This is a genomic window from Nioella sp. (assembly GCF_964229645.1).
GTDB lineage: Bacteria > Pseudomonadota > Alphaproteobacteria > Rhodobacterales > Rhodobacteraceae > Nioella.
In genome coordinates, this window is the sequence record NZ_CAXREX010000221.1 from 1 (window position 1) to 12,322 (window position 12,322).

A 12,322-nucleotide genomic window follows, 5' to 3' on the forward strand; every position below is an offset into this window, starting at 1 on the left:
CCGCGTGGTCGATGCGGTCAAGGCCGTGACGATGGTGCGGGACCATGCCGAGGCGCTTCACCGCGCCGTGCAGCTTGCGTTTCGCAAGACGCTCGGGGCGATGACCCTCGACCGGCTCTTGGCCGAGAAGGGGGCCGTCGATGCCGAGGCAGCAGCCAAGGTGCGTGCCGAGATGGCCGAGCTTGGGATCGAGGTTGGTGAGATCGCCCTCAAGGATGTGATCTTGCCTGGCGAGATGCGCGACATCCTCAACCAGGTCGTCGCCGCCCAGAAGGAAGCCGAGGCCGGTGTTATACGCCGCCGCGAGGAAACCAACGCCACGCGGTCCTTGCTCAACACGGCTCGCGTCATGGCGGATAACCCCGTCATGTTGCGTTTGAAAGAGCTTGAAGCCTTGGAGACCATCGCAGGCAAGGTCGAGCGTCTTACGGTCCACAACGGGACCGAGGGCCTCTTGAGCGACCTTGTGAAGCTTCGGGACTGATCCGGTCCCCATGAAAACAAGGGCCCGCCCGGATTTGCCGGGCGGGTCCACCCTTTATAAACCCAGGTTTAGGCGCTTTTACTCTGGGTTTATCGACCCGGGATTAAACATCGGGTCAATAGAGCAGGCGGGCTGATCACGTCATCCCTGTCGTTACGGGCACCCCCAACCCCCCGTAACGATTGACATCAGACAACAGGAGATACGACCCATGATCGCCAAGAAACTTGCCGCCGCTTCGATGACGGCCCTTCTTCTGAGCAGCACGGCCCTCGTGGCACAGACCAGCAATGACGCCGTGAATGAAGCAATTGCCGAGATGCAGGGCGCGGGCTTTACCCATATCGAGGTGCGTATCCGCAATGGCAGCTTCAAGGTTGAAGGCGTCGGTCCCGATGGCAGCCTTGAGCAGATCTTCGATGCAGACGGCAACCTGATCCGTGAAGAGCGCGTCGAAAACGGCATCGAGACCGAGACGACATACGATGCAGAAGGCAACGTGATCTCGATGGAAACTGGTCCCGCCGAAGACGATGGTGATGATGACGACCACGACGATGATCACGATGAAGATCATGACGATGACGATCATGACGAAGATCATGACGACGACGATGATGACGACGACGACGATCACGGCGGCGATGACGACGATGACGACGATGAAAGTGATGACGACTAAGGTCCGACCCGGTTATTGTTCCTGTCAAACCGCGCAGCGGCTTGACTGATACCGGATCCGTGACCCCCTCTGCCCCGCCGTCCCCCCAAAACTGGCGGGGCAGAGACAAACCCATTCGAGGAGACTCGACCATGAAATCCCTGCGCCTGGCCCTTGCGACCGCTCTTGCCTTCGGGCTGAGCGTTTCTGCCGTGTGGGCCCAGGACATCGAAGCCCGGATCATTGCGCAGTTGCGCACCCAGGGCTTCACCCAGTTCGAAGTGTCTCGCACCTGGCTTGGCCGGACCCGGATCGAAGCCGAAGGGCCGGGCATCGAGCGCGAGATCATCTTCAATCCGCGCACCGGGGAAATCCTGCGGGACTATTGGGAAATGGAGGACGACGACGAGGTCGGTGGCATCGTCTCGCCCAATTCCGGCAGCGGGTCATCCTCTGGAGAAGATGATGACGACGACGATCACAGCGGCCCCGGCGGCGGCGGTGAAGACGACGATGATGATGACGACGACGATGACCGCGACGACGACGATGGCAGCGACGATGATGACAGCGACGATGGGGAGGATGACAGCGATGACGACGACTGACCGGGTCGCCCCAATCTCGCTGGCGCAGACCCGTGCGTAACAAGGTTGTCCTGACCATTGCGCTTGTCGCGCAGCTGTTGTGTTCGGTGTTCTTCGTGTCCGAGATCGTCCTGACGATCTTCAACGTGCGCGCGCAGCCGATCAGCTGGCAGACCCGCGAGCTTATGGAAATCGGGGCCACGATCGGCCTTGTTATCGGGGCTGCGATCGGCACCCTCTACCTGCGCAATTCCCTGCGGCGCACCGCCCTTGTCGAGCAGAAGCTCAGGGCCGCGTCCGGGGCGTTTCTAGATCTCATGTCTGAAAAGTTCGATGATTGGGGCCTGACCCCGGCAGAGCGCGACGTCGCGCTTTTTGCCATCAAGGGCATGTCGATCCAGGAAATCGCCGCCTTGCGGGAAACCTCCGAGGGCACGGTCAAGGCACAGACGAACGCGATCTACCGAAAGGCGGGTGTGAATGGCCGCCCGCAACTGCTGAGCCTGTTCATCGAAGACCTGCTGGACGGGGATGAACGGTTGCGCGCCGCGGCCGAATAGGCGCGATCAGGCCGCCGCCATTTCCTGAAGGATATCCAGCGACACGATATCGAGCGCCCGGTAATGGGTGGCTTCCAGCCGTACCCTTGGCGCGCAGCCTTCGTCATGAGCCTGGAGAAAACGCCCGGCACACAGGCACCAGCGGTCGCCGGGCTTGAGGCCAGCAAAGCCGAATTCAGGGCGCGGCGTCGACAGGTCGTTGCCGACATATTTCGAGTAAGCCAGGAATTCCGCCGTCATCTCGGCGCAGACGGTGTGGCTGCCATGATCCTCGGCGCAGGTATTGCAGTGGCCATCGCGGAAGAACCCGGTCAGCGGGGCGGTCGAGCAGGGCTCCAACGGCCCGCCTAGCACGTTCACTGGATCGTCTTTCACGGCCATCGGTCTGCCCTTTCACATCAGGCGCGGTTCACAGGCTTTCGGCAATCAGCCGGAACATCCGCACGTTTTCCTCGTTCACGCCGGCATCGCGAAAGCGGCGGTCGGCGCCGGTTGTGGCGATCACCACCCCGTTCACCTGATCTACGTAGATGTATTGCCCGTAAATTCCACGGGCCATGAACTGACCCGGCTCTGCGCCGACGGGAATCCACCACTGGTAACCATAGCCGATTGCACCGGGCGCGGTCCGGGCGCTGGCCACGGTTGACGCGGCGACCCAGTCCTCGGACACGATCTGTTGACCGTTGAACTGCCCGTTCTGCAAATACATCAGCCCAAGGCGCGCATAGTCGCGCGTGGTCATGTTGAGCCCGCCGAGCACGAAGGCGACGCCCTCGCCATCGGTCAGGTAATAGGGGGTGGAGTCCATTCCGAGCGGCGCGATGATGCGTTCGGATAGAAGCGAAGGGACGTCGCGCCCGGTGGCACCACGGATCACCATGCCGATCACATGGGTGTCGATCGACACGTATTGCCAGGCTTCGCCGGGGGGCGCGAAGGTTTCGTTCAGGGCCTGGGTGAAGCCGTCGAGCGTCCCGCCCAGGGCGATCTCGCGCCCCATGCGGTTGATGTCGGAATTATAGTCAAGGTAATCCTCGTCGAAGGTCACGCCCGAGGACATCTGCAACACGTCAAGGATCGTTGCCCCGTCATAGGCCGTTCCCGCCAGAGAGGGAACGTAGTCCGTCACTGGCGCCCCCAGTTCGGGGATGGTGCCGTCATCGACCAGGGTCCCCAGAAGCGCCGACAGGAAGCTCTTGGCCACCGACCAGGAAATCCGCCGGTCCGAAGGATCGGTGCCCAGGTGATAGCTTTCGTGCCGGATCTCTCCGTCCTGGATCACCAGAAGCGAAGTGACGGCGCGCTCTTCGATCCAGCCGGCCACCTCGGCGGGCAACTCGGCGGGCGTTCCCGTGGGCAGAGTGCTTGCCGCGCCCGATCCGCGCGGAACCGGCACCGTCAGGAAGGCAGCATCCATATTACTGAAATTTGCGACGATGTAGTCTTCGTCGAAGAGCGTGTTCACCGCCCACAGGCGCATGATCTCTTCGCGCATCCATAGCCCGCCCGCGACGGTGACAATCGCGAAGATCAGCAGGACCCTGAACAGTATTCTCTTTACGCGCCGCATCGCCTTGCCCTCCCTCTGGACCTGTCCAGAACAGCACGGGGGGCGCGGTCCGGTCCATGCGGACGCCGCGTCACCCGTTCGGGGCAAAGCATGCCGTGATCAGCGGAAGCGGTCCACCAGCTTTTGCAGCGGGGAGCGGTCATCCTTGACGGGCGCATCGGCGGGGTCTGCCTTCGCCTCCTGGGACGCTGCGGAAGGTTTGGGCGAGGTTGAAGACCGCGGCGGTGCGGTGCGCAGCGCGACCGCGTTCATGAACCGGCCGGTGTCGCCCTTCGCCAGGTCCGGCGCGCCATCCGACAACCCGCGCAGCAGATCGTCCAGCCAGTCCTGGTCGGCCTTGGCGAAATCGGACAGCACGTAGGGCGCCACGCGATCCTTGTGGCCCGGATGCCCGATGCCAAGCCGCACGCGGTGATAATCGGCCCCGATGTGGGCATGGATCGAGCGCAGACCGTTATGGCCCGCATGCCCGCCCGACGTCTTGACCCTCACCTTGCCGGGCGCAAGGTCGAGCTCGTCGTGAAACACGGTCACGTCATCGGGGACCAGCTTGTAGAAGCGCATGGCCTCGCCAACGGATTGCCCCGACAGGTTCATGAAGGTCTCGGGCTTGAGCAGCAGAACCTTTTCGGATCCGAACTTGCCTTCGGTCAGGCTGCCCTGGAACTTGCCGCGCCAGGGGGCGAAGCCATGATCCGCGGCGATCCGGTCCAGTGCCATGAAGCCGATATTGTGCCGGTTGCCCGCGTATTTCGCGCCGGGATTGCCAAGGCCTACCCAGAGTTTCATCGCGTTCTGCCTTTCGTCGCCGCGTGGTCCAGCAGAGCTATAGGCGCCACCGGGCGCAGCGGTCAATGCGAGGGGGGATAAAGAAAACGCGGCCCGTCCGGTAAGGAACGAGCCGCGTTCTAACGTATCCGCGAAGGGCGGCCGGGGATTATTCCTCGGCGGCGGCCTCTTCTGCTTCGCCTTCAACGGCTTCGGCTTCTTCCGCGTCGTCACCGCCACGGGCCAGACCCGACGGAGCAGCGATATTCGCGATCACGAAGTCGCGGTCGATGGTCGGGCGTGCGCCTTCGGGCAGGGTGACCGAAGAAATGGTCACGACGTCGCCGATGTTCAGCCCGGTGAGGTCCACGGTGATCTTTTCCGGGATGTCGCCGGCAGTCACGCGCAGTTCGACTTCCGCGCGGACCACGGTCAGCACGCCACCCTTCTTGATGCCGGGGGCCGCCTGTTCGTTGACGAACTCGACGGGAATGAACAGGTTCACGCGGCTCGTGCGGCGCAGGCGCATGAAGTCGACATGGGTCGGAAGATCCTTGACCACGTCGCGCTGAACGCCGCGGCAGATGACGCGAACGTCGTCCTGACCTTCGACCTGCAGGTTGAACAGGGTCGACAGGAAGCGACCTTGCTTGAGGCGCTTGAGCAGGACGTTGAAGGGGATCTGGATTGCGAGCGGATCTGCACCGCCGCCATAAACGATACCGGGCACCATGCCATTACGGCGTGCTTGACGAGCGGCCCCCTTGCCTGTCCCCGTCCGTGCCTCGGCGACGAGATCAGGAATCTCACCAGCCATAGCTATTCTCCATATGATAAAGGGCGGCCTCCAAGGGTGTCCGCCCGGTTGAAGCCGTGCCTATAGACGAGAAGCCAAGGCTTGAAAAGGGGCAATTGGGCCCGGACGCCCGACTTTGGCGCTTGCTTTGGGCAGGGCCGCGTGACAAGCGCGGATCATGTCCGTGCTGACCGCCATTTCCCTGTCGCGCCACGATCTGCCCGCTTTCGCGGTGCAGGGCATCTATTGGGGCGCTTTCGCAGCTTACGTGCCCCAGATCAAGGCGCAGGTGGGGGCCAGCGACGGGGCTTTCGGGCTGGCGCTGCTTTGTGCTGCCACGGGGGCTGTCAGCGCCATGCTGCTGGCCCCGCGCTTTTCCGCCCGGTTCGGGCTTTGGGCCGTGCCCCTTGCCTCGGTCCTGCTCGCCCTGGCCTTCCAGGGGCCCACCTGGGTGAGCTCCGTGCCGCTCTTCGCGGCGCTCATGTTCTTTGCGGGGGCCGGGTCCGGGCTTCAGGACGTGGTGATGAATACGCGCCTGTCGCGCAGCGAGTCGCGTCTTGGCGCATCGCTGATGAATCTCAACCACGCGATGTTTTCCTTTGCCTATGCGGGCTCGGCCCTGTCGGCGGGGCTGGCGCGCGAGGCGGGCGTTGCCCCGGGCATCGTCTTTGCCAGTCTGGGCGTTGTGACGCTGGTTGCGGCGCTTGGCATGTTCTCGACGGAAACCGCCGAAAGCCATGGCGGCGCCAGCGCGGCCAGGGGCCGTGTCGGGGGCGTGATCCTGTGGGGCGGACTGATCACGCTGGTCGCCTTCCTGTCGGAAAACGCGACCGAGGGATGGTCGGCTCTCCACGTGGAACGCACCCTGGGCGGTGGCGCGGCAGAAGGCGCGCTTGGGCCTGCGATGCTTGGCCTGACCATGGGTATCGGGCGCTTCACCGGGCAGCTTGTCGTGGGCCGTCTTTCGGAAACCCGCGTGGTGTTCTGGAGCGCTCTCGTCACCGCCGCGGGGGCGCTTCTGGCGGCAATCGCGCCGGTGCCGCTGGTGGCCTATATCGGGTTCGGAACGCTTGGGCTTGGCGTCTCGACCATTGCGCCGATGTTGCTGTCCCTGGTGGGTCGGCTGTCGAGCGACGAGGCGCGCCCCCACGTGATCTCCCGCGTGACGACCATCGGCTACATGGGCTTCTTCATCGGCCCGCCGATCATGGGCTTCATCTCGGAAGGGTTCGGGCTGCGGGTATCGTTCGGCTTCGTGGCGATCTTGCTGCTCTGCGTGCCGGCCATGCTCGCGCTCATGCGGCGGGCGGGCTAGTCGAAGCTTTCCCCGGGGTCCACGCCCCAGAGCGTGTCCATCGGCACCCATCCGCGATGTCCAGCCACGTTCAACCGGCACCATGTGCCGTTGCATTCGTCGAGAAAGGCGATCACCCCAAGCTCTGCCTGCGCCACCACTGGCGAGGTGGGATCGGGCCGCTGGTGCAGTTCCAGCATGTCAGTTTCGATGATCGCCGTGCGCACGCCCGACCGCAGCGAGTAATGCAGCCATCCGCCAGCGCCATCGCGATCCACGACGCGGCGCCAGTGCCCATGCTCGGCGACGATCTGCACGGGCATGTTGCGGCGCTGGAATACCCAGTCGATCCGGTGGCTGCGCGACGGGCCACGCCGTGCGAAGGCCTCCGAGGCCTGGATCGATACGTAGCGGGGCAGGGGAAAGCCGGTGACCGGACCGCGCTGCGTGTCCTGCGCCAGCGCAGCCGTTGACACGACGGCCAGAAGAACCGCCACAACCAGACCGGTCGCCTTGCGTGTCATGCGTTGCACTGCCTGCCCGTTCCCTGCCGCCTCTGGGCGGTCTTGCCGGAGTTATTGTCGCTGTTGCAGCGGCATCCCTTGCGCCCCTGCCTAGATTGAGAGAGTGTCACGGCAAGGGCTGAAATGCCAGACAAAGGGAAAGACGGAATGCCAGGTCAGAAGCTGAGTGTTGTCGTAACGCGACGGTTGCCCGAAGCGGTCGAAACGCGGATGTCGGAACTCTTCGACGTTGAACTGCGGGAAGACGACAGGCCGATGACCCGGCAGGAACTGGTGTCGGCCATGAACCGGGCCGACGTGCTGGTGCCCTGCGTGACCGACCAGATCGATGCGGGCCTTCTGGGCCAGGCTGGCGAGCGGCTGAAGCTGATCGCCAATTACGGCGCAGGTGTCGACCATATCGACGTGCACACGGCACGCCAGCGCGGCATCCTGGTGTCGAACACGCCGGGCGTGGTGACCGAAGATACCGCCGACATGGCCATGGCGCTGATCCTGGCCGTGACCCGGCGCATTCCCGAAGGCCTGGCCGTCATGCAGGCCGGCAAATGGGAAGGCTGGGCCCCAACGGCCTTCATGGGCGGGCGCATCGGCGGCAAGCGGCTTGGCATTCTGGGGATGGGGCGGATCGGGCAGGCCGTGGCGCGTCGCGCTGGCGTGTTCGGAATGCAGGTGCATTACCACAACCGGCGCCGTCTGCACGAAGACATAGAGACCGAGCTTGAAGCGACCTACTGGGAAAGCCTCGACCAGATGATCGCGCGTGTCGACATCCTGTCGATCAACTGCCCGCATACGCCGTCGACCTTCCACCTGATGAATGCCCGGCGGCTGAAGCTGATGAAACCCACCTCTGTCATCGTGAACACGTCGCGCGGGGAGGTCATCGACGAAAACGCGCTGACGCGCATGCTGCGCGCGGGCGAGATCGCAGGCGCCGGTCTTGACGTGTTCGAGCACGGCAAGGACGTGAACCCGCGTTTGCGAGAGCTCGACAATGTCGTGCTGCTGCCCCACATGGGCTCGGCGACCGTCGAAGGCCGGGTCGAGATGGGCGAGAAGGTCCTCATCAACGTCAAGACCTTCGCCGATGGTCATCGCCCGCCCGATCTTGTCGTGCCGAGCATGCTGTAACCCACACGACCGGAAGAAAATTCTGGAATTTTCTTCCGGCATCAAAATTCTTCAGGAAGAATTTTGCGGACCCGGAAAATCCTTCCTGAAGGATTTTCACGAGGTCCTGGATCATGATGAAGCTCCTGCTCCTTCCCGTCCTCATCGGCTTTGCCTGCTGTGTGGCGGGGCTCTACGGCATGATCCACAACCAGATCAGCTACACGGTCGCGCCGGAATATTTCACCGCCTTCAAGTTCCGGCAGTTCCGGATATCCGACACCCTCCCGCCCCGGCTCGGGGCCGCATTGGTCGGCTGGCAGGCTAGCTGGTGGATGGGAGCCTTGATCGGCGCACCCATTGGTATGGCCACCCTGTTCCTGCCCACGCTCACCCAGGTGGCGACCGTCTTCCTGCGTGTGACTCTACTGGTCGTGGCGATCACGCTCGCACTTGGCTGTGCCAGCCTTCTGATCCCCGTGGGTCCCGATATCATCGCGCTCATCCCGATCCCGCAGGGCGTGGTGGACAGCCGGGCCTTTGCCCGGGCGGGGCTGATGCATGACAGCAGTTACCTCGCGGGCATCCTCGCGCTGCTCATCGGCCTTGCCTGGGTAATCCGGCGCGTGCGACGCGCCCGGGCGGCCTCTTCGGGTGGCGCATAATCCGGTGCCACTGGCGTGGTTTTCCGACGCTGGTGTCGGATTCTCGCATTATCTGGTCGGCTGGCCTTGCCCCCGATCCGTCCAAATCGGCACATTACCAGCAGAATATCTGGCCCGGAGTCGCGCCCAATGAAAACCCAAGTCAAAGCCCTTGTCGTCGGTGGTGGTGCCGTCGGCACCTCGATCGCCTACCACCTTGCGAAAGCGGGTTGGTCCGATGTCATGCTGCTGGAACGTGACGAGCTGACCTCCGGGTCCACCTGGCATGCTGCCGGCCTGCTGCCGCTCTTCAACATGAGCTACGCGACAACCCATATCCACCAGTACTCGGTCGATTTCTACAAGACGCTGGAGGAGGAAACCGGGCTGAACGCGGGCTTTGCCGTTGTCGGCAACCTGCGCATGGCGCAGACGCAGGAGCGCATGGACGAATACATGCTCTACGCGTCCACCGCTGAAACCTGCGGCGTCAAGTACGAATGGCTGACCCCCGACCAGATCAAGGAACGCTGGCCGCTCATCGAAACCTCGGACCTCAAGGGTGCGATCTACCACACCGAGGATGGCTACATTAACCCCGCCGACGTGACCCAGGCGATGGCCAAGGGCGCGCGTCAGCGTGGCGTCGATATCGTGCGCAAGATGCAGGCCGATGCCTTCCATTGGACCGGCACCCACTGGGAAGTGACCTGCACCAAGATGGTGGAAAAGGGCGGCAACCTCGTGCCGTCCGACGAACAGGTGGTGATCACCGCCGAACATGTGGTGACCGCCTCGGGCAACCACGCACAGCGCACCGCCAAGATGCTGGGCATCAAGATGCCCGCGATCCCGGTGGAGCATACCTTCATCGTCATGGACCAGGATCCCGAACTGGTGAAATGGCGCGAGGCCGGCAACCCCGAGCACCCGGTCGTGCGCGATGCCGACAATGAATCCTACGCCCGCGAGGAACGCGGTGGCTGGATTCTGGGCATCTACGAACATGGCGCGCCCGCGCGGTTCGAATACGGTGTGCCCGACAGCTTCCGTGCCGACCTCTTCCCGCTCGATCTGGACCGGATTGCCGATCAGTACATGGCGATGGCGGAACGGGTGCCGTCCTGTGCAGAGTCGGGTCTGAAGGACGATTTCAACGGCCCGATCTGCTACACGCCCGACGGCAACCCGCTGGTCGGCCCCGCGCCGGGCCTTCGCAACATGTGGCTGGCCGAGGGCTTTTCTTTCGGGATCACCGCTGCGGGCGGCACCGGCTACTACCTCGCCCAGATGATGGTCAACGGCGAAGCCGAGATCGACATGGCCAGCCTCGACCCCAAGCGTTACAGCCAGAACTGGATGACGACCGAGTTCGCGGCGCGCAAGAACGAGGAATGCTACGAACACGTCTACATCCTGCACCACCCGGATGAAGAGCGTGAAGCCTGCCGCCCGCTGCGCACCGCGCCCGCCTATGACCGGCAGAAAGCGCGCGGCGCGCAATTCGGCTTCGTCAATGGCTGGGAACGGCCGAATTATTTCGGCCCCCTCGATGCCCCTGAAAACTTCGACAAGGAAGCGCGCAGTTTCCGCCGCGGCGGCTGGTGGCAATATGCCGTGGAAGAGGCGAAGGCGATCCGCGAGGGCGTCGGTCTGATCGATGCGACCGCCTTTACCAAGCACGTGGTCAAGGGCCCCGGTGCGACGGCGTTCCTCGACTGGTTCACCTGCAACAAGCTGCCGAAAGTGGGCCGGATCAACCTGACCGACGCGCTGACCAGTGCGGGCACCACGCGCACCGAATACACCATCGTGCGCAATGGCGAGAACAACTACTACCTCGTCTCCGCGGGCGCATGGACGGAATATGACGCCGACTTCCTGCGCAAGGCGGCCGAGGACAAGATGGAGGAGTTCGGCTATATCGAGATCCAGGACGTTACCACCCAGTGGGGCGTCTTTGCCATCGCGGGGCCGAAGTCGCGCGATGTGCTGAACGAGGTCATCAAGGACGCCGACCCGGCGACGGCCCTCTCGAACAAGCGCTTCCCCTGGCTCTCGGCCCGCAAGATCGAACTGGGCATGTGCCCGGTGAACGCGATCCGCGTGGCCTATACCGGTGAGCTTGGCTGGGAACTGCATCACCCGATCGAAATGCAGAACTATCTCTTTGATCTGCTTGAAAAAGCGGGTGAGAAACATGGCATGAAACTGGTTGGCGCCCGGGCGCAGAACTGGCTGCGGCAAGAGAAATCCTACCGCGCCTTCGGCACCGAGCTTGGCCGTGACGCGACCCCGCTGGAGGCCGACCTGCCGCGCTTCGTGGACCTGTCCAAGGAGTTCCACGGCAAGGCCGAGATGGAGGCCAAGGGCATTCGGTCCAAATGCGTCACGATGCTGATCGACGGTCCGTCCGATGCAGACCCCTGGGGGCGCGAGGCGCTTTATGCCGAGGATGGCACCCGCGTGGGTCGCCTGACCTCGGGCGGCTATTCCGTGGCCTTCGAAAAGTCCATCGGCATGGGCTACGTCAAGCCCGAACTGGCGGTGGAAGGCACAAGGCTGAAGGTCAAGATGCTGGATCAGCTATGGGATGCGGTCGTGACCTGCGACAGCCCCTACGACCCGAAGAACGAGACCATCCGAAAGGACGGTTAACGGCGTGAAAAGGGGGGTGCCACATGTGCACCCCCCGTACACCCCCCATGCACCCCCCGTGCAGACGGCAGGGGCAAAGGCGCAGACGGTTAACCAGGCTGCATTCCGTTCAGGTGTTGAAGAGGCTCGCCCTTGGGGCGGGCCTGTTTATGTTTCAACCGTTGCCCCGCCCGCGCCCGAAATCATCGGCCGTGATGACGCCATCGCCGTTGCGGTCCATCTGCCCGAACCAGGTGGCCGAGAAACCCACGAACTCGTCGCGGCTGACAAGCCCGTCCCCATCGGCATCGTTGGTGGCGCGCATCATGCCTGCATCGACCGGGCGCATCGCGTTGCCCTCGTGGCCGCCCATGTTGGCCATGTCCGCCGCGCGGGCCTCGTCGAAGAGATCGTATTCCGCGCTTTGCAGAATGCCGTCCTCGTTCTGGTCGAACATGTAGAAGATGTCGCCGCGCCGGGCTTCGACCTCTTCGTAGGTCACCCGCCCGTCGGTGTCGAAATCCCAGTTCTGAATGAAATGTGCGCCGGGCAGGCCCTCTGCCGCGGCAAGGCCGGGCAGGGCGATCAGGGTGAGCGTGGCGAGAATGCGGTTCATCTGGATGTCCCTTTTCGATTAGGTTGTGCGGGTGACACGCATTGATTTGCGGGGTCCGTCGCGCC

The 12,322-nt window shown here is 63.5% G+C and carries 14 protein-coding genes; 8 read left to right on the forward strand and 6 right to left on the reverse strand.

Annotated features, from left to right (window positions below; all coding sequences use genetic code 11):
* From ACEQXV_RS14925 to ACEQXV_RS14940, 4 genes are all read left to right on the forward strand, one after another.
* Positions 1-484, forward strand: a 484-nt coding sequence (locus ACEQXV_RS14925; RefSeq protein ID WP_370269831.1) for a slipin family protein, incomplete at its 5' end; no start/stop codon positions are given.
* Between the two features lie 211 nt (positions 485-695).
* Entirely contained in the window at positions 696-1,166 is a 471-nt protein-coding gene (locus tag ACEQXV_RS14930) for a hypothetical protein (RefSeq protein WP_370269832.1), read from the forward strand.
* Positions 1,167-1,297: 131 nt separating this feature from the next.
* Positions 1,298-1,753: a hypothetical protein gene (locus ACEQXV_RS14935; RefSeq protein ID WP_370269834.1), complete on the forward strand. Its 456-nt coding sequence runs from the start codon at positions 1,298-1,300 to the stop codon at positions 1,751-1,753.
* Between the two features lie 32 nt (positions 1,754-1,785).
* On the forward strand, positions 1,786-2,292 hold the full coding sequence (locus ACEQXV_RS14940) for a helix-turn-helix transcriptional regulator (RefSeq protein ID WP_370254964.1): 507 nt from the start codon (positions 1,786-1,788) through the stop codon (positions 2,290-2,292).
* A 6-nt stretch (positions 2,293-2,298) separates the two neighbouring features.
* Here the strand turns inward: ACEQXV_RS14940 and ACEQXV_RS14945 are convergent, their stop codons facing one another.
* The 4 genes from ACEQXV_RS14945 to ACEQXV_RS14960 form a co-directional block, all read right to left on the reverse strand.
* Positions 2,299-2,673 carry a DUF2237 family protein gene (locus ACEQXV_RS14945; RefSeq protein WP_370254963.1) on the reverse strand — a complete coding sequence of 125 codons (375 nt, stop codon included), beginning with the start codon at positions 2,671-2,673 and terminating at the stop codon, positions 2,299-2,301.
* A 28-nt stretch (positions 2,674-2,701) separates the two neighbouring features.
* Entirely contained in the window at positions 2,702-3,865 is a 1,164-nt protein-coding gene (locus ACEQXV_RS14950; protein WP_370254961.1) for a serine hydrolase domain-containing protein, read from the reverse strand.
* 99 nt (positions 3,866-3,964) lie between these two features.
* Positions 3,965-4,654 carry an aminoacyl-tRNA hydrolase gene (gene pth / locus ACEQXV_RS14955; RefSeq protein ID WP_370254959.1) on the reverse strand — a complete coding sequence of 230 codons (690 nt, stop codon included), beginning with the start codon at positions 4,652-4,654 and terminating at the stop codon, positions 3,965-3,967.
* A 148-nt stretch (positions 4,655-4,802) separates the two neighbouring features.
* Positions 4,803-5,450 carry a 50S ribosomal protein L25/general stress protein Ctc gene (locus tag ACEQXV_RS14960; protein WP_370254958.1) on the reverse strand — a complete coding sequence of 216 codons (648 nt, stop codon included), beginning with the start codon at positions 5,448-5,450 and terminating at the stop codon, positions 4,803-4,805.
* Between the two features lie 157 nt (positions 5,451-5,607).
* On the opposite strand from ACEQXV_RS14960, the gene ACEQXV_RS14965 reads away from it, so the two are divergent.
* Complete coding sequence (locus tag ACEQXV_RS14965; RefSeq protein ID WP_370269835.1) at positions 5,608-6,744, forward strand: MFS transporter; 1,137 nt, start codon at positions 5,608-5,610, stop codon at positions 6,742-6,744.
* Here the strand turns inward: ACEQXV_RS14965 and ACEQXV_RS14970 are convergent.
* A complete protein-coding gene (locus ACEQXV_RS14970; protein WP_370269836.1) occupies positions 6,741-7,247 on the reverse strand; it encodes an SH3 domain-containing protein in 507 nt (168 codons plus the stop codon). The genes ACEQXV_RS14965 and ACEQXV_RS14970 overlap by 4 nt on opposite strands.
* Positions 7,248-7,394: 147 nt before the next feature.
* Here ACEQXV_RS14970 and ACEQXV_RS14975 point away from each other — a divergent pair, with 147 nt between their 5' ends.
* From ACEQXV_RS14975 to ACEQXV_RS14985, 3 genes are all read left to right on the forward strand, one after another.
* Complete coding sequence (locus ACEQXV_RS14975; protein WP_370254954.1) at positions 7,395-8,381, forward strand: 2-hydroxyacid dehydrogenase; 987 nt, start codon at positions 7,395-7,397, stop codon at positions 8,379-8,381.
* A gap of 113 nt (positions 8,382-8,494) precedes the next feature.
* Positions 8,495-9,025, forward strand: coding sequence for a hypothetical protein (locus tag ACEQXV_RS14980; protein WP_370269837.1), 531 nt, complete (start codon positions 8,495-8,497; stop codon positions 9,023-9,025).
* A gap of 129 nt (positions 9,026-9,154) precedes the next feature.
* On the forward strand, positions 9,155-11,662 hold the full coding sequence (locus ACEQXV_RS14985) for an FAD-dependent oxidoreductase (RefSeq protein ID WP_370269838.1): 2,508 nt from the start codon (positions 9,155-9,157) through the stop codon (positions 11,660-11,662).
* A gap of 154 nt (positions 11,663-11,816) precedes the next feature.
* Here the strand turns inward: ACEQXV_RS14985 and ACEQXV_RS14990 are convergent, their stop codons facing one another.
* Complete coding sequence (locus tag ACEQXV_RS14990) at positions 11,817-12,257, reverse strand: EF-hand domain-containing protein (RefSeq protein ID WP_370254950.1); 441 nt, start codon at positions 12,255-12,257, stop codon at positions 11,817-11,819.
* Positions 12,258-12,322: the final 65 nt, after the last annotated feature.